The sequence below is a fragment of the Microbacterium capsulatum genome (assembly GCF_030865425.1).
GTDB classification, from domain to species: Bacteria; Actinomycetota; Actinomycetes; order Actinomycetales; family Microbacteriaceae; genus Microbacterium; species Microbacterium capsulatum.
In genome coordinates this window covers 218,136-239,525 of the sequence record NZ_JAVFCB010000002.1, presented here as the reverse complement: position 1 = coordinate 239,525, position 21,390 = coordinate 218,136, and the positions used below count along the sequence as shown (strand labels likewise).

At 70.5% G+C, this 21,390-nt stretch carries 21 protein-coding genes and 1 tRNA gene; 8 read left to right on the top strand and 14 right to left on the bottom strand.

Annotated elements, in window-relative coordinates; translation table 11 throughout:
- Window positions 1-26: 26 nt before the first annotated feature.
- The gene (locus RBR11_RS04035) at window positions 27-2,102 is read right to left on the bottom strand and encodes a phosphocholine-specific phospholipase C (RefSeq protein WP_308488019.1); all 2,076 of its coding nucleotides are present in this window, start codon (window positions 2,100-2,102) and stop codon (window positions 27-29) included.
- A 374-nt stretch (window positions 2,103-2,476) separates the two neighbouring features.
- Complete coding sequence (locus RBR11_RS04030) at window positions 2,477-2,833, bottom strand: metalloregulator ArsR/SmtB family transcription factor (protein WP_308488018.1); 357 nt, start codon at window positions 2,831-2,833, stop codon at window positions 2,477-2,479.
- A gap of 86 nt (window positions 2,834-2,919) precedes the next feature.
- On the opposite strand from RBR11_RS04030, the gene RBR11_RS04025 reads away from it, so the two are divergent.
- The gene (locus RBR11_RS04025; protein ID WP_308488017.1) at window positions 2,920-4,239 is read left to right on the top strand and encodes an NAD(P)-binding domain-containing protein; all 1,320 of its coding nucleotides are present in this window, start codon (window positions 2,920-2,922) and stop codon (window positions 4,237-4,239) included.
- Window positions 4,240-4,668: 429 nt separating this feature from the next.
- Here the strand turns inward: RBR11_RS04025 and RBR11_RS04020 are convergent, their stop codons facing one another.
- Window positions 4,669-5,343: an arsenate reductase/protein-tyrosine-phosphatase family protein gene (locus tag RBR11_RS04020; protein ID WP_308488016.1), complete on the bottom strand. Its 675-nt coding sequence runs from the start codon at window positions 5,341-5,343 to the stop codon at window positions 4,669-4,671.
- A 73-nt stretch (window positions 5,344-5,416) separates the two neighbouring features.
- Between RBR11_RS04020 and RBR11_RS04015 the strand changes: the two genes are divergently transcribed.
- The 3 genes from RBR11_RS04015 to RBR11_RS04005 are packed head-to-tail and all read left to right on the top strand — an operon-like array spanning window position 5,417 to window position 7,232.
- Window positions 5,417-5,833 (top strand): arsenate reductase ArsC, encoded by a 417-nt coding sequence (locus RBR11_RS04015; protein ID WP_308488015.1) that lies wholly within the window; start codon window positions 5,417-5,419, stop codon window positions 5,831-5,833.
- Window positions 5,830-6,501, top strand: coding sequence for an arsenate reductase/protein-tyrosine-phosphatase family protein (locus tag RBR11_RS04010; RefSeq protein WP_308488014.1), 672 nt, complete (start codon window positions 5,830-5,832; stop codon window positions 6,499-6,501). The genes RBR11_RS04015 and RBR11_RS04010 overlap by 4 nt, the downstream gene beginning before the upstream one ends.
- Window positions 6,498-7,232 carry an aquaporin gene (locus RBR11_RS04005; RefSeq protein WP_308488013.1) on the top strand — a complete coding sequence of 245 codons (735 nt, stop codon included), beginning with the start codon at window positions 6,498-6,500 and terminating at the stop codon, window positions 7,230-7,232. Before RBR11_RS04010 ends, RBR11_RS04005 begins: the two co-directional genes overlap by 4 nt.
- Before the next feature lie 360 nt (window positions 7,233-7,592).
- On the opposite strand, the gene RBR11_RS03995 is transcribed toward RBR11_RS04005, so the two are convergent.
- Both RBR11_RS03995 and RBR11_RS03990 read right to left on the bottom strand, forming a co-directional pair.
- Window positions 7,593-7,665: transfer RNA gene (locus tag RBR11_RS03995), tRNA-Ala, on the bottom strand.
- 118 nt (window positions 7,666-7,783) lie between these two features.
- Window positions 7,784-8,722 carry a LysR family transcriptional regulator gene (locus RBR11_RS03990; protein ID WP_308488012.1) on the bottom strand — a complete coding sequence of 313 codons (939 nt, stop codon included), beginning with the start codon at window positions 8,720-8,722 and terminating at the stop codon, window positions 7,784-7,786.
- Window positions 8,723-8,842: 120 nt separating this feature from the next.
- Between RBR11_RS03990 and RBR11_RS03985 the strand changes: the two genes are divergently transcribed.
- The 4 genes from RBR11_RS03985 to lysA are packed head-to-tail and all read left to right on the top strand — an operon-like array spanning window position 8,843 to window position 14,140.
- Window positions 8,843-10,384, top strand: a complete 1,542-nt coding sequence (locus RBR11_RS03985) for an aminotransferase class I/II-fold pyridoxal phosphate-dependent enzyme (RefSeq protein WP_308488011.1) — start codon at window positions 8,843-8,845, stop codon at window positions 10,382-10,384.
- A gap of 59 nt (window positions 10,385-10,443) precedes the next feature.
- A complete protein-coding gene (locus RBR11_RS03980) occupies window positions 10,444-11,943 on the top strand; it encodes an amino acid permease (RefSeq protein WP_308488010.1) in 1,500 nt (499 codons plus the stop codon).
- Complete coding sequence (locus tag RBR11_RS03975; RefSeq protein WP_308488009.1) at window positions 11,940-12,845, top strand: universal stress protein; 906 nt, start codon at window positions 11,940-11,942, stop codon at window positions 12,843-12,845. Before RBR11_RS03980 ends, RBR11_RS03975 begins: the two co-directional genes overlap by 4 nt.
- A gap of 35 nt (window positions 12,846-12,880) precedes the next feature.
- A complete protein-coding gene (gene lysA, locus RBR11_RS03970; protein ID WP_308488008.1) occupies window positions 12,881-14,140 on the top strand; it encodes a diaminopimelate decarboxylase in 1,260 nt (419 codons plus the stop codon).
- 25 nt (window positions 14,141-14,165) lie between these two features.
- On the opposite strand, the gene rsfS is transcribed toward lysA, so the two are convergent.
- The 9 genes from rsfS to rplU all read right to left on the bottom strand — a co-directional run bounded on the left by rsfS (window position 14,166) and on the right by rplU (window position 21,221).
- On the bottom strand, window positions 14,166-14,558 hold the full coding sequence (rsfS, locus tag RBR11_RS03965) for a ribosome silencing factor (RefSeq protein WP_308488007.1): 393 nt from the start codon (window positions 14,556-14,558) through the stop codon (window positions 14,166-14,168).
- The gene (locus RBR11_RS03960) at window positions 14,558-15,829 is read right to left on the bottom strand and encodes a hypothetical protein (protein ID WP_308488006.1); all 1,272 of its coding nucleotides are present in this window, start codon (window positions 15,827-15,829) and stop codon (window positions 14,558-14,560) included. The genes rsfS and RBR11_RS03960 overlap by 1 nt, the downstream gene beginning before the upstream one ends.
- Entirely contained in the window at window positions 15,826-16,425 is a 600-nt protein-coding gene (gene nadD / locus RBR11_RS03955; RefSeq protein ID WP_308488005.1) for a nicotinate-nucleotide adenylyltransferase, read from the bottom strand. Before nadD ends, RBR11_RS03960 begins: the two co-directional genes overlap by 4 nt.
- A 9-nt stretch (window positions 16,426-16,434) precedes the next feature.
- Complete coding sequence (locus RBR11_RS03950; RefSeq protein ID WP_308488004.1) at window positions 16,435-16,662, bottom strand: hypothetical protein; 228 nt, start codon at window positions 16,660-16,662, stop codon at window positions 16,435-16,437.
- A gap of 51 nt (window positions 16,663-16,713) precedes the next feature.
- Window positions 16,714-18,006, bottom strand: a complete 1,293-nt coding sequence (locus RBR11_RS03945) for a glutamate-5-semialdehyde dehydrogenase (RefSeq protein WP_308488003.1) — start codon at window positions 18,004-18,006, stop codon at window positions 16,714-16,716.
- Window positions 18,007-18,233: 227 nt separating this feature from the next.
- Window positions 18,234-19,016: a glutamate 5-kinase gene (proB, locus tag RBR11_RS03940; RefSeq protein WP_308488002.1), complete on the bottom strand. Its 783-nt coding sequence runs from the start codon at window positions 19,014-19,016 to the stop codon at window positions 18,234-18,236.
- Window positions 19,013-20,530: a GTPase ObgE gene (gene obgE, locus RBR11_RS03935; protein WP_308488001.1), complete on the bottom strand. Its 1,518-nt coding sequence runs from the start codon at window positions 20,528-20,530 to the stop codon at window positions 19,013-19,015. The genes proB and obgE overlap by 4 nt, the downstream gene beginning before the upstream one ends.
- A 104-nt stretch (window positions 20,531-20,634) precedes the next feature.
- Window positions 20,635-20,892 (bottom strand): 50S ribosomal protein L27, encoded by a 258-nt coding sequence (gene rpmA / locus RBR11_RS03930; protein ID WP_308488000.1) that lies wholly within the window; start codon window positions 20,890-20,892, stop codon window positions 20,635-20,637.
- A gap of 20 nt (window positions 20,893-20,912) precedes the next feature.
- Window positions 20,913-21,221, bottom strand: coding sequence for a 50S ribosomal protein L21 (gene rplU, locus RBR11_RS03925; protein ID WP_308487999.1), 309 nt, complete (start codon window positions 21,219-21,221; stop codon window positions 20,913-20,915).
- Between the last annotated feature and the right edge of the window lie 169 nt (window positions 21,222-21,390).

Below are 21,390 nucleotides of genomic sequence, written 5' to 3'. Positions count from 1 at the left end.
TCCGGTTGTGACGGCCGGAGCCGACGTCACCGACCGAGCTGCGGGTCGGTGGTGAGCGTCTTCACCTTCTCCAGCCGCCCGGCGACCGTGCGGACGAGCTTCGGGTCGGCGTCCGATGTGACCGTCAGGTCGTACCATCCGCCGTTCGTGGAGACGACCACGGTCGTGGCCTGCCCGGCCTGCAGGTGCAGCGACTGCGAGCCCGCGTAGGCGTCGGCGAGGGTCAGCGCGGCCGCGCGGGATCCCGCGTTCTCGATCCGGATCCGGGCGTGCGCCGCCTCGCCGTCACCCGCGACGGACACCCGGATGTCGGCGGCCGCAGTCGTGCCCGCGTACCGCCGGTACCAACCCGCCGGGCCGTGGAACTGCACGTCGTACTCGGCCCCGAGCGTCCAGGAAGCGTCGAGCGAGGCTCCGGCGCCGATCGTGTACGAATACGGAGCCGCGGACAGCAGGTTCGAGCGGACCTGCACGTGGGCGCCGAGCGAACCCTGGTTCGCCCATTGCGCGGTCAAGGTGCCGGCCGCGAGCGAGACGGTGGCGTCGAGCGCGTAGCCCAGCCGTCGGGATGGACGCGTCCCGGGATCCTGCGTCGGCATGGTGTTCTCGGCGGGAGGCTGCGGGTAGTAGTTGGGGTGCTTCACCGCCCCCGCCACGTCCTGAGCCGGCGGCCGGTACTGCGCGGTCGCGGGCATCGAGGGAACCGTGCCGCCGGTCGACGAGAAGTCGAACGCGCTCGTGAGATCGCCGGAGACGGCGCGCCGCCACTGCGAGATGTTGGGCGAGGCCACACCGAAGCGGTTCTCCAGGAACCGCACGATCGACGAGTGGTCGAAGGTCTCCGAGCAGACCCAGCCGCCCATGCTCCACGGCGAGGCCACGATCATCGGCACGCGCACGCCGAGGCCGTAGTGACCGGAGACGTCACCCTTCGCGCGCGAGTAGGTCGGCCGCCCGTCGTACCACTCGCCGTCGGTCGACACGGTCGAGGCGCCGGGGATCTTCGGGGTGTTCGGGTGCGGCGGCACGACGTGGTCGAACAGTCCGTCGTTCTCGTCGTACATGAACAGCAGCGCGGTCTTGCTCCACACGTCGGGGTTCGAGGTGAGGATGTCGAGGATGTTCGCCGCGTACCAGGCGCCGTAGTTCGGCGGCCAGTTCGCGTGCTCGGTGTAGGCCTCGGGCGCGACGATGTACGACACCTGCGGCAGCGTGCCGTTCGTGACGTCCTGCCGGAAGATGCGGAACAGGTCGTCGCCGTGCAGCGCGTCGGTGCCCGTGCGGGCCTTGTCGTAGAGCGGGCTGCCCGGTGTCGCGTTCTGGTACTGGTGGAAGTACAGCAGTGCCGTGTCACCGTAGTTGCCGATGTACGGGTTGCTCCCCCAGCCCCAGTTCGGGCCGACCAGCCCGGGGTCGCCGACGTCCTGGTAGACCTTCCAGCTGACGCCGGCCTTCTCCAGCTCCTCGGGGTAGGTGCTCCAGTCGTAGCCCTTCTCGGCGTTCCACAGGTCGGGGCCGCCGCCCGCGTAGTCGTTGCCGGTGTAGCCGGTGAACATGTAGTACCGGTTGGGATCGGTCGGGCCGAGCACCGAGCAGTGGTACTGGTCGCAGATCGTGAACGCGTTCGCGAGCGCACGGTGGAACGGGATGTCGTCCTTCTGGTAGAACGACATCGTCGCGTCGCCCTTCGCGGGAAGCCACTTGTCGTACCTGCCGCCGTTGAACGCGGTGTGCGTCGCGCCCCAGTTGTGGTCGAGGTCCTCGAGGAACTGCATGCCGAGGTTGGGCGCGGTCGGATGGAACGGCAGGACGTCCCGGCTGCCGTCGTTCTGATGCCAGACGCTCGCACCCGACGGCAGGATCGCGGGGTGCGGGTCGGCGAACCCGCGCACGCCGTTCATCGTGCCGAAGTACGTGTCGAACGCACGATTCTCCTGCATGAACACGACGACGTGCTCGATGTCCTTGATCGTTCCCGTGGCTCGATTCGCAGGGATCGTCGCCGCGCGGGCGATGCTCTCGCCGAGCAGTTGCGAGGTCGCGGCTGCGGCGATGGCCGCGGCCGAGGCGGTCATGAAGTGTCGACGGTTCAGTTTCGGCATTCCTGCTCCTTGCACGGTGGGGTACGTCGGTAAGGAAGACTGCCAAGCGGAGGTGACATCAGGGTGGCGGGAACCGAAACTCGGACTGAATCGCCTCGGTCGCGTTGCTTCTGGCCACACGACGCGGCTGGAGGAGCTCATGGTGGACCTGTTGCACGCCTGTTGCCAAGCCGATGCGCCCAGGCTGCTCGCCGACCTGGTCAGGCGTCGCAACGCCCGAGCGGGAGGACGTCCCATGCGGCGAAGATGGCACGGCAGCTCCGGCCGAGTGAGATCGACGCGCTTGTGGAGAGGCATGGGCCACTCGCAGCGTCGCGACCGCGGCGCCGGCGTGCCGATTCGGCCCAGAGCTGGCGATAATAGGTAGCCGCGATCTACTGGTCCAGAAGGATGTGCCCGACCTTCTCGAGCGCATCGGGAACAAGGGCGAAGTACGCCCATGTCCCACGCTTCGAGCGAGTCAGGAATCCGGCCTCGGTAAGGATCTTCAAGTGATGGGACACCGTCGGCTGAGACAGTCCGATCGGGTCGGTGAGGTCGCACACGCACGCCTCCTGACCCTCGCTGGAGGCGACGATCGACAGCAGCCGCAGTCGGGCCGGGTCCGCGAGCGCCTTGAGTGTCGCGGCGAGCTCCGCGGCGTCCGACCGACCGAGAGGCTCCTTGACGAGCGGCGCGCAGCACGACCCACCCCTTGTGGTGACGTCGGTGACCTCGAGCATCGTGACCATGCATCGATAATAGTCGATATTGACAAGCGTCGATAGATGGCGAAGACTGAACATCGACGTTCATCGATATAGCTCTGGAGGCTTTCGTGACCCTGCTCGATCTCGCTCCCCGTTCGGTTGCGGATGACAAGCTCGCCGCGCTGCCGGTCATCGTCATCGGCGCTGGCCCGGTCGGGTTGGCCGCCGCAGCGAACCTCGTCGAACGCGGCATCGACTTCACCATCCTCGAGGCCGGCACCAAGGTGGCATCCTCGATCCGGCTTTGGGGTCACACCCGATTCTTCTCCCCGTGGCGGCACCTCATCGACCCGGCGTCGCGCCGGCTTCTGGAAGCATCCGGCTGGTCATTGGCCGCCGCCGAGGGTCGTGCGCTGACCGGGCAAGAGCTCGTCGACGACTACCTGGCGCCGCTGGCGGAGCTGCCGGAGATCGGGCCCCGGATCCGCTACTCGACGAAGGCGCTGGCGGTAACCAGGGTGGGCATGGACCGCACCCGCACCCCCGGCCGAGCCGCAGCACCGTTCCTGATCCGTGTCCGGCACGCGGACGGCCGCGTCGAGGAGATCACGGGACGCGCGGTGATCGACGCGTCCGGTACCTACACGACCCCGAATCCGCTGAGCTCGTCCGGTCTCAGCCCGCTGGGCGCCGACCAGGTCAGTGACCACATCGTCCATGCGCTGCCTGACGTTCTCGGCGCCGACCGCGTCCGGTTCGCGGGCAAGCACACCGCGGTCGTCGGTGCCGGGCACTCTGCGGCGAACACGCTCATCGGGCTTGGGAAGCTCACCCGCGAGGAGCCCGGCACGCGGGTGACCTGGCTGATCCGCAACCCGTCCGCGATCCGGGTGTCCTCATCCGCGGATGACGAGCTGCCCGAGCGCGCGAAGCTCGGCACCCGCCTCGGGCGACTCGTCAGTGCCGGGATCGTGGATGTCGTCGACTCGTTCCAGATCGGCCGCCTCGAGCCGGCTGGCGGCGGGATCCGTGTGGTCGGCACCCGACGAGGTGAGCCTGCCGTCGTCGACGCGGACCTCGTGGTCGCGGCGACCGGGTTCCGGCCCGACTTGGACATGCTGCGTGAGATCCGGCTCGAGCTGGACGACATCGTCGAAGCTCCGAAGCGCCTTGCGCCGCTGATCGACCCGAACCTGCACTCGTGCGGCACGGTCTCCCCGCACGGGTTCCAGGAGCTGAAGCACCCGGAGCAGGGGTTCTTCATCGTCGGGATGAAGTCGTACGGCCGCGCCCCCACGTTCTTGCTCACCACCGGCTACGAGCAGGTCCGGTCCGTGACCGCGTGGCTGGATGGCGACCTGAGCGCTGCATCCCGGGTGCAGCTCGTCCTCCCGGCAACCGGAGTCTGCTCCACCGGGGACAGCAGCGGCGGGTCCTGCTGTTCGTGACATGCATCCGTCCGATGGCGGCGGCTGATCGACTCGCGGTGGAGGCGATCTTCGTTGCCCGCATCGCCGCGGGGGAAGCCACACAACGTCGGCGTCGTCGACCGCGACCAGTCGCTGGGCGGGGATGAGATCGAGCACTCGGTCTACATTCCCCCCCGACCACCACGGCGAGGGTGTCGGCACCTCCTGCTGGCCGCGTTCATCGAGGCCGCGGATCCGGCCGGGTTCTGGAGCATTCAATCGAGCATCTTCCCCGAGAACACGGCGAGCCTGCGCCTGCACGACCTGCCGTGTTCCGGGTCTTCGGCAGGCGGGAACTCAAGCGAAGTCGCGGCTCGGCCTGCACGCCGGCGCCTGGCGGCACGCCGTGCTCGTCGAACGCCGCTCGTCCGTCAACGGCACCGACTGACCCAACGGGCGAGCCGGGCGTCACGCGAGGGCGAGGAGGCGGGGCGAGAAGTGCTCGACGCGAGCGGCGAGGTCGGCGAACGCGGCTTCGAACGCAGCATCCGTGCCCACGATCACCGGGTCCGGGACTGACCAGTGCACGGTCCCGGCCCGGTATTCCTCGTGTGCTCGGTCGCACACCGTGATCACGAAGTCCGTCTCGGTGACGACGTCCTCGACCAGCTGCGGCACCGCACCGGTCAGATCCAGACCATGACGAGCCGCCGCGGCGATCGCGCCCGAGGCGACCTTGGCGGCGGGGTGCGTGCCGGCGGACTCTGCCGGGACAGGGCTGAGCCCTGTCCACAGTGCGCGGGCGAGTTGGGAGCGGGCGGAATTGTGGGAGCACACGAACACGACCCGCTCCGCACCAGCCGCGGCGGTGAACCCCAGCTCGGGCAGTGCTGACGGAATCAGACGCACATAGCTGCGCCGACGGTCGCCTTCGGACCGGGTCCGCGCGATGATCCCCTCACGTTCGAGTACCCCCAAGTGGTGTGCGACCAGGTTGGAGGGCAGCCCGAGTTCTTCGCGCAGCTCGGTCGGCGTGAGGTCCCCGTAGGTGAGCATGTCGAGCATCCGGAGACGTGCGGGATCGGCCAGCGCGGCATGCTTCCGCGCCCGATCCTCCACCGACGGAATTCCCTCAACGTTCATCGCCTCAATCTTGACTGAGCTATAGTCGGTTCGTCAAGATGGACACGCAAACCCGCCAGGAGAGGACCCGACTATGACTGAGAAGCCGACTGTTCTGTTCGTCTGCGTGCACAACGCCGGCCGGTCACAGATGGCCGCCGGCTATCTGCAGCACCTCGCCGGGGACCGCATCGAGGTGCTCTCCGCCGGGTCGGCGCCGAAGGATCAGATCAACCCGATCGCCGTCGCTGCGATGGCCGAAGAGGGCATCGACATCGCCGGCAACACCCCGAAGCTGCTCACCACCGAGGCTGTGCGGGAGGCGGACGCGGTGATCACCATGGGCTGCGGGGATGCCTGCCCGATCTTTCCCGGGAAGCGGTACGAGGACTGGGTACTCGACGACCCGGCAGGGCAGGACACCGCCACCGTGCGGCGCATCCGAGACGAGATCCGCGCCCGCGTCGAGACCCTGATCGGCGAGCTGCTTCCTGCTGGCGGTGCGGCATGAACGCCGGACCCTGGCCGCACGGCCAGGATGGCCTCTCCTCTGCCGACGCGGTGCTCCGCCGCGCCGCGGAACGCCTCGCCCACCAGTTCACCGGGCTGGTGGGTGAGGAGACTGTGGAGCGGGTTGTCTTCGAGTCGTACACGGCACTCGCCCGCACCGCGACCGTGACCGCGCACCTTCCGGCGATGGCAGAGAAGTTCGCCCGCGACCGGCTCACCGCTCTCGCCCAGTCCCGCGGGCTGGTGGACAAGCCGGTGCCGGAGATCCTGTACGTCTGCGTGCAGAACTCGGGCCGATCCCAGATGGCCGCCGCGATCACCCGACAACTCGCCGGCGACACGGTGCATGTGCGCTCCGCCGGCTCCCAGCCCGCGGCGGGCCTGCTGCCCGGGGTGCTGACCGTGCTCGAGGAAGCCGGCATTGACCTCGGTGAGGAGTTCCCGAAACCGCTCACCGACGACGTCGTTCGCGCCGCGGACGCGGTTATCACAATGGGGTGCGGGGATGCGTGCCCGATCTACCCCGGGAAGCGGTACCTCGACTGGCAGCTCGCCGACCCCGCCGACCTCGACATGGAAGGCATCCGTGCCGTGCGCGACGAGATCCAGGCCCACGTCGAGCACCTCCTCGCCGAACTGCACGCTCACCCTGCCGGGACCGCCACATGACCTCGGGCATTGCGCGGCGCGCGCTCGCGGAGTTCCTCGGCACCGGCCTGCTGGTCACGGTCGTGGTCGGGTCCGGGATCGCCGCGCAGCGACTCTCCGCGGACACGGGCCTGCGGTTGCTGGAGAACTCGATCGCGACCGCCTTCGGACTCGGGGTGCTGATTCTGTTGCTCGGCCCGGTCTCCGGCGCGCACTTCAACCCGGTCGTCTCCGCGATGAACGCGATCCTCGGCCGCCGCGACCGCACCGGCCTCGCCGGTCTGGACCTTCTGGTCTTCATCGTCGCGCAGATACTCGGCGCCATCTGCGGAGCGGTGCTGGCCAACGCGATGTTCCAGCTCCCGACCGCGATCTCCACCACCAACCGGGCCACCCCTGGCACGCTACTCGGCGAGGTCGTCGCTACCGCCGGCCTCGTGCTCCTGATCGCCGGGCTGAGCCGGGCGCGGGCGACGCTCCCACAGATCGCGGCCGCAGTCGGCGCCTACATCGGGTCGGCATACTGGTTCACCTCGTCGACGTCGTTCGCGAACCCGGCCGTCACCATCGGGCGCATCTTCACCGACACCTTCGCCGGCATCGCCCCCGCCTCCATGCTCCCCTACCTGGCTGCGCAGCTCGTCGGCGCCGCAGTCGGGATCGGACTCATCCTCTTGCTGTTCCCTCCACCGCCGACCGTCGCGGATGCCCAGGCGACGGTTGTTCCCTCCGACTTGGAAGAAGCATCCTGACGACCCATATCGCCGTGATCGGCGGTAGCGAAGCGGGGATCTCCGCGGCGCTCCGCGCCCGCGAACTCGAGCCCACCGTCGACGTGACCGTCGTTGTCGCCGACGCCTACCCGAGCTTCTCCATCTGCGGCATCCCGTACTACTTCATCGGTGAGGTCGCTCCGTGGCAGTCCCTCGCCCACCGCACCCACGTCGGCCTCGAAGCCGCCGGCATGACCGCGAGATCATCGCCACAAACACCATCGACCCCACCCGGGCATACTGGCGCAACACACAACGAGAGCCCGGCCGATGGCCGGGCTCTCGTTCGTGACATATGTCGTGACTCATCAGGGACCTATGTCCCAACTCATCACACGGTGGACCTGAGGGGACTCGAACCCCTGACCCCCTGCATGCCATGCAGGTGCGCTACCAGCTGCGCCACAGGCCCATCTGCTGTTCGCGGCTTCCCGCGACAACTCATTCAGCTTACAACATGGATCTCAGCGGATGCGAATCGACGCCGCGATCCCGACCTCCGGGCGTGTCCGCATCGCAAGGACTCCGGCTCACTCCGCCCCCGCCCCGGCCGCGAGCGCGCTGAACCCGTCGCGGATCGCGGCGACGAGCTGACGGACCGCGGTCGACGGGCGTCGCGACGCCCCTTCGGCCGTCGTCGCGACGAGGATCGACCGCACGAACGACGGGTCGTCGATCGGCCGCAGCACGATGCCGGGATGCGCTCCCCCGGTCGCGAGCGCCGGGACCAGCCCCACCACCATCCGCGCGGCGATCATGCCCAGCATGACCTGGAAGTCGTCGGTGCGGATCGCAACGTCCAGGGTGTGCCCCTCGGCGGCGAACGCGTCGATGACGATCGTGTCCATCGGATCGTCCGCCGCCGCGGCGAACAGCCAGCGCTCGTTCCACAGCGACAGCAGGGCGGCGACGTCCACCGAGGCCCGCGACGCCAGCGGATGCCCGGTCGGCAACGCCAGCATGAGCGGATCCCGGTGTACTTCGACCGTCGCGACATGCGGCCGGAACGGCAGCTCGTACCCCGGAACCGTGTAGATCAGTGCCGCATCCAGCGCGCCCCGGTTGATCCGCTCGACGAGCGACGGCCCCTCCTCCAGCACCGCGTCGACCTCGATCCCGAGATCGTTGACCCGCGACACCACGGAGGGCAGGATCTTCGCGGCCGCCGTCGGGAACGTCCCGAAGCGCAGCCGCACCCTCCCCATCGACGTCAGCTCCCTCGCGTCCCGGATCGCCCGCTCGCTCAGCGTCAGGATCTCCTGCGCCCGCTCCAGCAGCAGCATCCCGACCGGCGTGAGCCTGCTGCCCCGCGGAGAACGGATCAGCACCGGCGACCCCACGAGCCGCTCGAGGTTCTTGAGGTGGTAGTCGACGGTCGGCTGCCCCCACCCGAGCCGGCGCGCGGCGGCAGTGACCGACCCTTCGGCGTGCACCGCCCGGAGCGCTTCGAGCTGTCGCAGATCGACCACTTACACCAACCTCCTATGTCATTACACACCCTGACTTCGCCGTCAGTCACATACAGAATATGTGGGCTGGGCGAACTTCGGGGGATTCCTCCCCCGGCGGACAGGTCTCACCATGGAAGAATGCTCTCCGAGTCCGCCACCGTCGCCCCGTCCTCGTCCGGCCCCTCCCCGGACCTGCGGCACTGGGAGACGCCGTACGCGGACGCGCTCGACCGGCACGCGGGACGTGCGCCGATCCAGCTGATGGTCCCGGGCCACGGTGGTGACGGCCGCGGCCTCAGCGCCCGGCTCGCCGACTTCCTCGGGGAGCGCCCGCTGCAGCTCGACGTCCCGATGCTGCTGGACGGGATCGACCTCGGCGAGGACTCCCCGCTCGCGCAGGCGCTCGACCTGGCCGCCGACGCCTGGGGAGCCCGCCGCACCTGGTTCCTCACCGGCGGCGCCTCGCAAGCCAACCGGATCGCCGCGCTCGCCGTGCGCGGGCTCGGATCCGGCATCCTCTCCCAGCGCAGCGCCCACTCCAGCTTCAGCGACGGCGTCCTCACCGCGGGGCTCACCCCGTCCTTCGTGCTGCCCTCCGTCGACTCGCGGCACGGCATCGCGCACGGCGTCTCCCCGGCCGCGCTGGACGCGGCGCTGATCGCCGCGGCGCACGACGGGCACGCGGCGAGCGCCGTGTACGTCGTCTCCCCCAGCTACTTCGGGTCCGTCGCGGATGTCGCCGGTCTCGCCGAGGTGGCGCACGCGCACGGCGCCCCTCTCATCGTGGACGGCGCCTGGGGGCCGCACTTCGGGTTCCACCCGGACCTGCCCGAGTCGCCCGCGCGGCTCGGCGCCGACCTCGTCGTCTCGAGCACGCACAAGCTCGCCGGATCCCTCACCCAGTCGGCGATGCTGCACCTCGGGCACGGCCCGTTCGCCGACCGGCTGGAACCTCTCATCGAGCGCGCGGTCGCGCTCACCGCGTCGACGTCGTCGTCCGCCCTGCTGCAGGCCTCGCTGGACATCGCGCGCCACTCCCTCGTCACGGGCGAGGAGCTGATCGGCCGGTCGATCGCCGCCGCGGAGTCCTTCCGCGCGGCTCTGCGCGACGACCCGCGCTTCGCCGTCCTCAGCGACGACTTCGGCGCATTCGACGACATCGTCGCGACCGACCCGCTGCGCGTCCCCATCGACGTCTCGGCCACGGGCGTGAGCGGGCACTGGCTGCGCCAGCGCCTCATCGACCAGGACGGCATCTTCTTCGAGATGTCGACGGCGACCTCGCTCGTCGCCCTCATCGGCGCGGGCTCCGTTCCGGACCTGGCCGCCGCGCACCGCGCGCTCGTCGCGGCCGTCGACTCCGTCGAGGCCCACGCCGAGCGCACCACGGGCGACGCCGCGGCCTTCCCGGCCCTGCCGCCGTCCGGACCGCTGCGGGTGCTCCCGCGCGACGCGTTCTTCTCCGAGACGGAGCTCGTCCCGGCCGCCGAGGCCGTCGGGCGCATCTCCGCGGACACCCTCGCCGCCTATCCTCCGGGGATCCCGAACGTCATCCCCGGAGAGGAGATCACGGCGCAGACCGTCGCCTTCCTCCAGGCGGTCGCCGCCTCCCCCAGCGGATACGTGCGAGGCGCGGCCGACCCCCAGGTCGCGTCCTTCCGGGTGACGAAAGAAGACTGAAACGCATCCCGCGGCGCACCGCGTCGCGGGTCGACCCCCACCATTCGAAGGAGACTGGTATGCCCACCATCGCCCAGCAGCTGCTGCGCCGGAAGCCGACGACCCCCGTCGGCGCCGGCGAGGTGCACCTCAAACGGAGCATCGGGCTCTTCTCGCTGACCATGATCGGTGTCGGCGGCACCCTCGGCACCGGGATCTTCTTCATCCTGTCGCAGGCCGTGCCCGTCGCCGGCCCGGCCGTCATCTGGTCGTTCGTGATCGGCGGGATCGTCGCCGGCCTCACCGCCCTCTGCTACGCCGAGATGGCGGGCGCCGTCCCGGTCTCCGGATCCACGTACTCCTACGCCTACGCGACGCTCGGCGAAGGCACCGCGATGGCGGTGGGCGCCTGCCTGCTGCTGGAGTACGGCGTCTCGACCGCCGCGGTCGCGGTCGGCTGGTCGCAGTACGTCAACCAACTGCTGCAGAACCTGTTCGGCTGGCAGCTGCCGGTGCAGCTCTCCCAGGCGCCCGAGCAGGGCGGCATCGTGAACGTGCCGGCCGTCATCGTCATCGTGCTGTGCGGCCTGCTCCTGATGCGCGGCGCCCGCGAATCCACGCTGGTCAACAGCATCATGGTGGTCGTCAAGATCTCGGTCGTGCTGTTCTTCTGCGCCGTCGCTTTCACAGGCTGGAATGCGGACCACTTCCACAACTTCGCCCCGGCGGGTTTCGCCGGCATCGTCGGCGGCGCCGGCATCATCTTCTTCTCGTTCGTCGGGCTGGACGCCGTCTCCACCGCGGGCGACGAGGCGAAGAACCCGAAGCGCAACCTGCCGCTGGCGATCATCTTCGCCCTCGGCATCATCATCACGCTGTACGTGCTCACCTGCCTCGCCGCCCTCGGCGCTCAGGCTCCCGCGAAGTTCGAGAACCAGGACGCGGGTCTGGCCGCGATCCTGCAGAACATCATCGGATCCACCTGGCCCGGCACGGTCGTGGCGATCGGCGCCATCATCTCCATCTTCTCGGTCACCCTGGTCTGCCTGTACGGCCAGACCCGGATCCTGTTCGCGATGTCGCGTGACGGCATGATCCCGCCGGTGTTCGCGAAGGTCGACCCGCGCACGCTCTCCCCGGTGCGCAATACGGTCATCGTGATGATCGCCACGAGCATCCTCGCCGCGGTGATCCCGATCAACTTCCTCGCCGAGATGACCAGCATCGGCACGCTCGTGGCCTTCCTCGTGGTCTCGGTCGGCGTGATCATCCTGCGCGTGCGCGAGCCCGAGCTGGAACGCGGCTTCCGCCTCCCGCTCGGCTGGACCATCCCGATCCTGTCGATCATCGGCTGCATCGCGATCATCACCCAGCTGCGCGTCATCACGATCGTGGTGTTCCTGATCTGGGCCGCCGTGTTCCTCGTCTTCTACTGGTTCTACGGACGCAAGCACTCGGCGCTCGAGGTCGGCCGCCCCGTCGCCGACGCCGAGGCCCCCTACACGACGAACGTCGCGCAGCCCAGCACCGAGGCGGTGCGCCAGGCAGGCGCCGAACGCCGCAAGGCGGGTCTGCGATGACCCTGGTCGTCGGCGTCGATCCCGGGCACCGCTCGGCCTCGGCGCTGAACCTCGCGGCGATGCTGGCCCGCTCGGCGGACACCGATCTCGTCGTGGCGGCGGTCGTCCCCCGCACGTGGCACCTCTCGGTGGGCTCCGCCGACGCGGAATGGCGGCAGCACACGCGCGCGACGGCCGACGCCGCTCTCGACCATGCCGCCGCTGTGCTGGGCGACGCGGTTCCGGCCCGGTACCTCGTGCACGAGGCGGCGTCCGTCCGCCGCGGCCTGCTCGAGCTCGCCGAGGAGCACGCGGCGGATCTCGTCGTCGTCGGATCCTCGGTGACCGCTCCCACCGGCCGCATCGCGCTCGGATCCGAGACCGACGGCCTGCTGCACGTCTCCCCGGTCCCCGTGGCCATCGCGCCGCGCGGGTTCCGGGCCCCCGAAGCGTCGCGCGTCGGCCGGGTCACGGCGGCCTACCACGGCACGGACACCTCGGCCGATCTCGTGCACGGCGCGGCCGACGTCGCGGGCCGGGTCGGAGCTGCACTGCGGATCGCGTCGTTCGCGGTGGTGCCGCCGGTCTCCGGCGCCGCCGGCACGGGCTTGGACATCGAGCAGAGCATCGCGGACAGCTGGGCCGCCGACGTGCAGCGGCACGCCGCGCAGCTGCTGTCCGAGGTCTCCGCGCTCGCGGATCCACCGACTCTGGAGGGCACCGTGATCGGGAGGGGCGACGACTGGGAGGGCGCGATCGCGGATGTGCCCTGGGAGCAGGATGAGGTGCTGGTGGTGGGATCGAGCAGCCTCGGGCCGCTCGCCCGCGTGTTCCTCGGCTCGCACGCGACCAAGGTGGTGCGGAATTCCCCCGTCCCCGTGGTCGTCGTGCCCCGCGGCGCGCTCGAGCACGACCACCGCTGAATCGGATCCGCCTGGCCCGTACGGAAGGACCTGACGTGTCGCACCCCCTCCTCGAACTCCTCCCCGACGGCACGAGCGTCGACGACGACGGCGTCCTGCGGATCGCGGGCTGCCGCGCCGACGACCTGGCCCGGGAGTTCGATACGCCGGCGATCATCGTCGACGAGGCCGCTCTGCGCGCTCGCGCTCGGGAGTACCGCACCGCGCTGACGTCGCGATGGCCGAACGCCCGCGCGGTGTTCGCATCGAAGGCGTTCCCGGCGACGGCCGTGCAGCGCGTCATGGTGGAGGAGGGCCTGGGGCTCGATGTCGCGGGCGGCGGCGAGATCCTCAGCGCCCTGCGCGCCGGTGTCGATCCGGCCCTGCTGGTCATGCACGGCAACGCCAAGACGACCGAGGAGCTGCGCATCGCCGTGGACGCGGGAGTCGGCCTGGTGGTCGTCGACAACGGCGACGACGTCGACCGGCTGGAGCAGCTGGTGCCCGCAGGACGCGCACAGGGCGTGCTCGTCCGCGTGATCCCGGAGGTCGAGTCGTCCACCCATCCGCACGTGCAGACCGGGCAGGTGGGCTCGAAGTTCGGGCTCACCGCCCCTGCCGCGAAGGCCCTCATCGCCCGGATCGAGGCGAGCCCGCGGCTGGACATGCGCGGCGTGCACGCGCACGTCGGATCGCAGATCATGGATCCGGCCGAGCTCGCCGCCGCCGTCGCGCCGCTCGCGGCTCTCGGCACGTTCGGGGTCTACGACCTCGGCGGCGGCCTCGGCGCCCGCTACACCTACGACGAGCACCCCGCCTCGGTCGACGAGTACGTCGACGCGCTGCTCACGGCGGCCCGGGAGCACCTCCCGGCGGACGCCGAACTCATCATCGAGCCGGGCCGGAGCATGGTGAACGCCTCCGCGATGACCCTGTACACCGTCACGACCGTGAAACGGGACGCGAGGACGTTCGTGGCGGTCGACGGCGGAATGGGCGACAACCTCGAGGTGGCGCTGTTCCAGCAGCGCTACGAGGCGGCGCTCGCGGGTCGCATGCACGAGGACCCCGCCGAGGACGTGGTCGTCGTCGGCCGGCACTGCGAGTCCGGTGACGTGCTCATCGACCCGCTGCAGATCCCGGCCGCGAGGGTCGGCGACCTTCTCGTCGTGCCGGCCACGGGCGCCTACACGCACACCATGGCCAACAACTACAACGGCTACCGCCGCCCGCCGGTCGTGTTCGTCCGCGACGGCGCGGCCCGGGCCGTGATCCGCCGCGAGACCTGGGACGATCTGTTCGCCCGAGAGATGTGACCGGCGCCGCGCTCGCTCTTCCGGGTCAGTCCTTGTCTGCGGGCGCCGTGCCGAGCGGCGCCGGCTCGGCGATCGGGACGACGGGGCAGTCCTTCCAGAGGCGCTCGAGGCCGTAGTAGACCCGCTCCTCCTCGTGGAACACGTGCACGATGAGGTCGCCGAAGTCCAGCAGCACCCAGCGGGCCTCGCTGCGGCCCTCGCGTCGCACGCGCTTGTGCCCCGCCTCGACCAGCTTGTCCTCGACCTCGTCGGCGATCGCGGCGACGTTGCGCTCGCTGTTGCCGGTGACGAGCAGGAAGATGTCGACCAGCGGGAGCGGCTCCGACACGTTCAGCGCCAGCAGGTCCTCTCCGCCCTTCGAACGGGCCGCGTCGGCGGCGATCTGCATCATCTCGACGGCGGAGACGGGCGACTGCATCAAGAGAAGGCTCCTGTGGTGATGGCGACGATGAGAGCGCCGACCAGGGCGACGGCGAGGGCGCCGGCAGTGATGGTCAGCGCGAGCATGAGCTTGTTGCCCTTCTCGGGCTCCGGCGGGCGGATGACCTCGCCGGCGGGCTTGATGGTGCCGATCGCGGCGCTGGCCGCGATCGGGGTGGGCGAGGACGCGGGGGCGAGCTCGCCGTCGACGAGGATCGCGTCGATCTCCTTGCCGTCGGCGACGCCGTCGGCGTGTCCGCGCGACCCCAGGCCGGCCGGCAGGTCGTAGCTGCCGGTCACCAGGACCTCGCCGGTCGAGGCCACGGGCCCGGACAGGGAGAGACCGGCCGGCGCCTGCTGGAAGATCAGGGCGTTCGGGGCCGCGTGGTGCGAGCCCGTCGAGTCGCTGACCAGGAGCTGGTCGAACGAGCCGGGGGCGGGGTCGACGGCCTGATCCGCGAGCACGCGCTGACCGAAGCCGGGGTTCACCGTCGACTCCCCCGTCAGCGGGCGCGGCGCCTCCGCCTGCGGGCGCGGCGCGTCGGCCTGCGGGCGCGGCGCGTCGGCCTGCTGCAGAAGGGCCTCGAGCGGCGTCGGCCCCGTGGGCGCGGACGGCTTCGAGGAGGCTGGAAGCACCGGGGCGACGGGGGCCGCGATGCTCTCGACCATCGGTGCCGGCGGCTCGGGCTTCGCGTCCTGAACGGAGTGGGCCCGGCCGGCGTCCTCCTCGGCCCGCATGAGCGCGGAGGCGGAGACCGGCGCGACGCCCTGCTCGGCGTCGTCGACGCCGTCCTGCTCGTCCGCACCGACCGGGGCGGCCGGCGACGGCTCGGGGGCGCGACGACGGCTCAGGAAGCTCGGACGGGGCACGTCCGTGATCATCGACGGCGTCCCGGTCGTCTCCGCGCGGTCGGGGCGCGGCGGGGCCGTGGGAGCGGCAGCCGGGGCCGACGCGACGGGAGCGGGGAGGATCGGAGGGGAGCCGACGGGCGCGAGGGCCGGGCTCTGCGGAGTCTCGTCCAGCACCGGCACCGAGGCGGTGCGGATCCGCTCCTGCTCGCGCACCTGGCGGCGGGTCAGCGGCTCGTCAGCGGATTCGGGTTCGGGCTCGGGAACGGTCTCGACGACCGGGGCGGCGGGAGCGACGTGGACGGCCGCGTCGGCCTGACGGGAGGCCTCGGCCTCCTCGGGGGTGACGATCGGGGTCGATCCGGTCAGTCGGGCTTCCCGCAACTGCTTGCGAGTCAGCTGCTGATCCGATGTGCTCATGATGACGTGCTCCGATAAAGATGATGCTTCGCGATGTACTGGACCACTCCGTCCGGCACGAGGTACCAGACGGGATCCCCCTCACGGACCCGGGAACGGCAGTCCGTCGACGAGATCGCGAGGGCAGGGACCTCCAGCTGGCTGACGTCATCACTGGGCAAACCGTCCGTGCTCAGCACGTGACCGGGTCGGGATACCGCGACGAAGTGGGCCAGGTCCCACAGTTCATCATGATCCCTCCAGCTGAGAATCTGCGCCACGGCGTCGGCACCGGTGATGAAGAAGAACTCCGCATCGGGCCGTTCCTTCTTCAGATCCCGCAGCGTGTCGATCGTGTACGTCGGTCCGTGGCGGTCGATGTCGACGCGGCTCACGGTGAAGCTCGGGTTCGACGCCGTCGCGATCACCGTCATCAGATAGCGGTGCTCGCTCTCGGACACGCCGCTCTTCTGCCACGGCTGACCGGTCGGCACGAAGATCACCTCATCGAGCCCGAACGAGTGCGCGACTTCGCTCGCGGCGACGAGGTGACCATGATGGATGGGGTCGAACGTCCCGCCCATCACGCCGATCCGCGGCGCCGGAGTCGTCGTCATCAGCTGCGCTCAGTGGCCGTGACCGGCCCCGTGCCCTTCGTGTCCGTGCTCGGCAGCCCAGGCCTCCGCCTTCGCGGCGTGACGGTTGGCGACGTGGCGGTAGGAGAACGCGACCAGCCCGAGCAGGGTGAACACGCCGGCGGCGATCAGGCCGAACGGAAGAGTCTCCAGTGCCACGTTCCCGTGGTTCGCGGGGGCTTCGGCCGCGGCGTGCACGAACTGTGCGACGAGGTTCATCGATACTCCAAGAGTGTGACCAGGGTGGATCTCGGGTCCCCAGTCTAGCCCTCAGGCGCGGGTCTGCCCCGCTCCGCGCGCGAGCCACTTCGTGCTGGTCAGCTCGGCGAGCCCCATCGGCCCCCGCGCGTGCAGCTTCTGGGTCGAGATGCCGACCTCGGCGCCGAAGCCGAACTCGCCGCCGTCGGTGAACCGCGTGGACGCGTTCGCCATCACCACGGCCGAGTCGACCTCGGCCAGGAAGCGCTCGATCCGCAGGGCGTCGGTGCTGATGATCGACTCGGTGTGGCCCGTGCTGTAGCGCCGGATGTGCGCGAGCGCCTCGTCCAGGTCGTCCACGACGCGCATCGCCAGCTCGAGGCCGAGGTACTCGGTCGCCCAGTCCTCCTCGGTCGCGGCGACCGCGGCCGGCACGAGCCGGCGGATGTCCTCGTCTCCGTGGATCGTGACGCCCTGGTCGATGAGCGCGGCCGCGACGTCGGGAACGACCCGCTCGGCGGCCGCACGCAGCACGAGGACGGTCTCCACCGCGTTGCACACGCTCGGGCGCTGCACCTTCGCGTTCACGACGATGTCCCGGGACCAGTCCAGCGGCGCGCTCTCGTCGAGCACGATGTGCACGACGCCGGCGCCGGTCTCGATCACCGGGACCGTCGACTCGGTGACGACCGTCTCGATCAGGGAGGCGCTCCCCCGCGGCACGAGCACGTCGATGAGCCCGCGGGCGTGCATCATGGCCGTCGCGCCGGCGCGGCCGAAGTCGTCGACCGTCTGGATCGCCTCCGGCGTGATCCCGACCGAGGCGAGCGCGTCGCGCATGATGCCGACGAGCACGGTGTTGCTCTCCCGCGCCGCGCTGCCGCCGCGCAGCACGGCCGCATTGCCGGACTGGAGGGCCAGGGCGGCGATGTCGACCGTGACGTTCGGGCGGGCCTCGTAGATCGCGCCGACGACGCCGAACGGCACCCGCACCTGCTCCAGGGCGACGCCGTTGGGCATCCTGTGTCCGCCGACGACCCGGCCGACCGGATCCGGCAGCGCCGCGACGTCACGGACCGCGGCGGCGAGGGCGGCGACGCGCTTCTCGTCGAGCCGCAGACGGTCGAGCAGGGCATCGCCGATGTTCTGCTCCGCCCCGCGGGCGAGGTCGCGTCCGTTGGCGGCGATGACGTCCGCCGCCCGGGCGACGAGGGCGTCGGCGATCGCATGCAGGGCGCTCACCTTGCCGTCGCTGGTCAGCCGCGCGGTGTCCCTGGCGGCCTCCTTGGCGCGCCGCATGCGCGTCTCGGGCGAGTCCTCGACGGTGGAGGCGGGCACGGCGGGGTCGGCGGTGACGGTGGGCATGTCGCCAGTGTATCCACGCCCCGACGCCCCGGGATCGAGGATGACGGATCCACCCCTTCCTGCTCGCTGGTCGCGACACGCCCTCATTCCGGGCCCATGGCGACGATTCGCGGGCAGCGAGCGGAACAGGATCCAGCCCACCACCCACCGTTCCCTGGTCGTGACATGCCCTTATTCCGGGCGCATGGCGACGATTCGCGACCAGCGAGCGGAAGTGGAGAACGGGATCAGAGCGCGGGCTCGAACCAGGTGCCGATCTCGGCGCCGGCGAGCGCCTCCTCCACCCGGTCGGCGTTGGTGACCAGCACGCCGATCCCGGAGGCCGAGGCCAGCCGCGCGGCGGAGACCTTGGTCGCCGCTCCCCCGGTGCCGACGCCGTTCACGACGGTGGAGCCGAACTCCAGCCCGGACAGGTCGGAGCTGGCCGGGATGACGTCGAGCGGCTTCGCCGCCGGGTCGGACGGCGGCCGGGTGTACAGGGAGTCGACATCGCTCAGCAGCACCAGGGCGTCGGCGCCGATCAGCTGCGCGACGAGGGCGCCGAGTCGGTCGTTGTCGCCGAAGCGGATCTCCTGCGTGGCGACGGTGTCGTTCTCGTTCACGATCGGCAGCACGCGCAGGCCCAGCAGCCGCTCCATCGCGCGCTGCGCGTTGCTGCGGGAGGTCGGGTGCTCGAGGTCGCCGGTCGTCAGCAGGACCTGCCCCGCGACGATCCCGTGCGGGCGCAGCGCCTCCTGGTACCGGTAGATCAGCACGTTCTGGCCGACCGCGGCCGCGGCCTGCTGGGTCGCGAGGTCGGTCGGGCGCGCGTCGAGGGCGAGGAACGGGATCCCCGTCGCGATGGCGCCCGAGGACACCAGGACGATCTCGGTGCCGCGCGCGTGCGCGGCGGCCAGCGCCTCGACGAGCAGCGGGATCCGCCACGCGGCCTCGCCGCTGATGGACGAGGATCCGACCTTGACGACGATGCGCCCTGCGCCGGCCAGGTCCGCCCTGGTGCGGGCGGTCACTCGTCGCCCTCGTCGAGCGCGGCGGCGCGGGCGGCGAGGCGCTCGTTCTCGAGCTCGGCGCGGGCGGCGGCCTTCGCGTCCATGCGCTCGTGGTAGCGCTCGCGACGCTCGCTCGTGGTGCGGCGGGTGTTGGGGTCGAACCGCGAGTCCAGGCCGCGCGGCGACGTGATCAGCTCGGCCGCCGAGGACAGCTGCGGCTCCCAGTCGAACACGATGCTCTCGCCGGGGCCGATCACGACGGTGGATCCGCGGGTCGCGCCGAGGCGGAACAGCTCGTCCTCGACGCCCAGCTTCTCCAGGCGGTCGGCGAGGTAGCCCACGGCCTCCTCGTTCGTGAAGTCGGTCTGCTGCACCCAGCGCACCGGCTTGTCGCCGAGGATCCGGTAGATGTTGCCGTAGCTGCCGCCCTCGACGCGGATCTCGAACTCGCGCCGCGCGCCCTTCGGCCGGATGACGATCCGCTCGGACGGCTTCGCGGCCTCGGCGGCGAGCTCGGCGCGGTGCTTGTCGACGATCTCGCCGAGCGCGAAGGTCAGCGGGCGCAGCCCCTCGTGCGCGACCGTGGAGATCTCGAAGACGCGGAAGCCGCGGGCCTCCAGATCCGGGCGGACGAAGTCGGCCAACTCGCGCGCCTCGGGCACGTCGATCTTGTTCAGGGCGACGAGCTGCGGGCGCTCCAGCAGCGGGATCTGCCCCTCCGGCACCTCGTAGGCGCCGAGCTCGGCGAGGATCACGTCGAGGTCGCTGATCGGGTCGCGGCCCGGCTCGAGCGTGGCGCAGTCGATGACGTGCAGCAGGGCCGAGCACCGCTCCACATGGCGGAGGAACTCGAGGCCCAGGCCGCGGCCCTCGCTCGCGCCCTCGATGAGGCCGGGCACGTCGGCGACGGTGAACCGGAAGTCGCCCTGCTGGACGACGCCGAGGTTCGGGTGCAGGGTCGTGAACGGGTAGTCGGCGATCTTCGGCCGGGCGGCGGAGATCGCCGCGATCAGGCTGGACTTGCCCGCCGAGGGGTAGCCGACGAGGGCCACGTCGGCGACGGTCTTCAGCTCGAGGACGACGTCGCCCTCGTAGCCGGGGGTGCCGAGCAGCGCGAACCCCGGGGCCTTGCGCTTCGGGGTGGCCAGCGCCGCGTTGCCGAGACCGCCCTGGCCGCCGGGCGCGACGACGTAGCGCTCGCCCGGGGAGACCAGGTCGATCAGCACCTCGCCGTCCGCGTTCTTCACGACGGTGCCGACCGGGACCGGGAGTTCGAGGTCCTCGCCGTCGTAGCCGGAGCGGTGGTCGCCCATCCCGAAGCCGCCGTTCGCCGACGTGCGATGCGGCGAGTGGTGGTACGAGAGCAGGGTGCCCGTCTGCGGATCCGCGACGAGCACGATGTCTCCGCCGTCGCCGCCGTTGCCGCCGTCCGGGCCGCCGAGAGGCTTGAACTTCTCCCGGTGCACGGACACGCAGCCATTGCCGCCCTTGCCCGCGCGCAGGTGAAGCGTCACCCTGTCGACGAACGTGACCATGCGGGATCCTCCTGGGGTGGTGCCGCTACGGGCAGCGGACGGGAGCAGAGATATGAGAACGGGGCGAGCCGAAGCCCGCCCCGTTCCCGAAGATGTTCGCCGTGTTACTCGGCGGTCGCGACGATGTTGACGACCTTGCGGCCGCCCTTCGTGCCGAACTCCACCGCGCCGGAGGCGAGGGCGAAGAGCGTGTCGTCGCCGCCACGGCCGACGTTCGCGCCGGGGTGGAAGTGCGTGCCGCGCTGACGGACGAGGATCTCGCCGGCGTTGACGGCCTGGCCGCCGAAGCGCTTCACGCCGAGTCGCTGTGCGTTGGAGTCACGACCGTTGCGGGTCGAGCTCGCACCCTTTTTGTGTGCCATTTCTCAGCTCCTCTTCGTGCTTACTTGATGCCGGTGATCTTGACGCGCGTGAGGTCCTGACGGTGGCCCTGGCGCTTCTTGTAACCGGTCTTGTTCTTGTACTTCTGGATGACGATCTTCGGGCCGCGGAGGTTGCCCAGAACCTCGGCGGTGACCTTGACCTTCGCGAGCTTGTCGGCGTCGGTGGTGATGTTGTCACCGTCGACGAGGAGCACCGCCGCGAGCTCGACCTTGTCGCCCTGGGCCGCCTTCAGGCGGTCGAGCTGAACGATCGTGCCGACCTCGACCTTCTCCTGCCGTCCGCCGGCGCGCACTACTGCGTAAACCACTTCATACCTGTTTCATTGGGGAGCGGGATCGCTCCGTATTCTCACGGGAAGACTGTGCTTGCATCGCGCCACAGCAGAGGGATCCGCAGTGGCGGGCGCGAGTTGCATGATCCCGCGGCGGCCGAGTGGGGCGTCCGGCGCGGTGCACCAAGGAGCCACTTTACCGGAT

What these genes read in the sequence shown, in the direction of transcription:
- RBR11_RS04035 (WP_308488019.1), bottom strand. Translation starts at nt 2,102, where the DNA reads ATGCCGAAACTGAACCGTCGACACTTCATGACCGCCTCGGCCGCGGCC.
- RBR11_RS04030 (WP_308488018.1), bottom strand. Translation starts at nt 2,833, where the DNA reads ATGGTCACGATGCTCGAGGTCACCGACGTCACCACAAGGGGTGGGTCG.
- RBR11_RS04020 (WP_308488016.1), bottom strand. Translation starts at nt 5,343, where the DNA reads ATGAACGTTGAGGGAATTCCGTCGGTGGAGGATCGGGCGCGGAAGCAT.
- RBR11_RS04015 (WP_308488015.1), top strand. Translation starts at nt 5,417, where the DNA reads ATGACTGAGAAGCCGACTGTTCTGTTCGTCTGCGTGCACAACGCCGGC.
- RBR11_RS04010 (WP_308488014.1), top strand. Translation starts at nt 5,830, where the DNA reads ATGAACGCCGGACCCTGGCCGCACGGCCAGGATGGCCTCTCCTCTGCC.
- RBR11_RS04005 (WP_308488013.1), top strand. Translation starts at nt 6,498, where the DNA reads ATGACCTCGGGCATTGCGCGGCGCGCGCTCGCGGAGTTCCTCGGCACC.
- RBR11_RS03985 (WP_308488011.1), top strand. Translation starts at nt 8,843, where the DNA reads ATGCTCTCCGAGTCCGCCACCGTCGCCCCGTCCTCGTCCGGCCCCTCC.
- RBR11_RS03980 (WP_308488010.1), top strand. Translation starts at nt 10,444, where the DNA reads ATGCCCACCATCGCCCAGCAGCTGCTGCGCCGGAAGCCGACGACCCCC.
- RBR11_RS03975 (WP_308488009.1), top strand. Translation starts at nt 11,940, where the DNA reads ATGACCCTGGTCGTCGGCGTCGATCCCGGGCACCGCTCGGCCTCGGCG.
- rsfS (WP_308488007.1), bottom strand. Translation starts at nt 14,558, where the DNA reads ATGCAGTCGCCCGTCTCCGCCGTCGAGATGATGCAGATCGCCGCCGAC.
- RBR11_RS03960 (WP_308488006.1), bottom strand. Translation starts at nt 15,829, where the DNA reads ATGAGCACATCGGATCAGCAGCTGACTCGCAAGCAGTTGCGGGAAGCC.
- nadD (WP_308488005.1), bottom strand. Translation starts at nt 16,425, where the DNA reads ATGACGACGACTCCGGCGCCGCGGATCGGCGTGATGGGCGGGACGTTC.
- RBR11_RS03950 (WP_308488004.1), bottom strand. Translation starts at nt 16,662, where the DNA reads ATGAACCTCGTCGCACAGTTCGTGCACGCCGCGGCCGAAGCCCCCGCG.
- RBR11_RS03945 (WP_308488003.1), bottom strand. Translation starts at nt 18,006, where the DNA reads ATGCCCACCGTCACCGCCGACCCCGCCGTGCCCGCCTCCACCGTCGAG.
- obgE (WP_308488001.1), bottom strand. Translation starts at nt 20,530, where the DNA reads ATGGTCACGTTCGTCGACAGGGTGACGCTTCACCTGCGCGCGGGCAAG.
- rpmA (WP_308488000.1), bottom strand. Translation starts at nt 20,892, where the DNA reads ATGGCACACAAAAAGGGTGCGAGCTCGACCCGCAACGGTCGTGACTCC.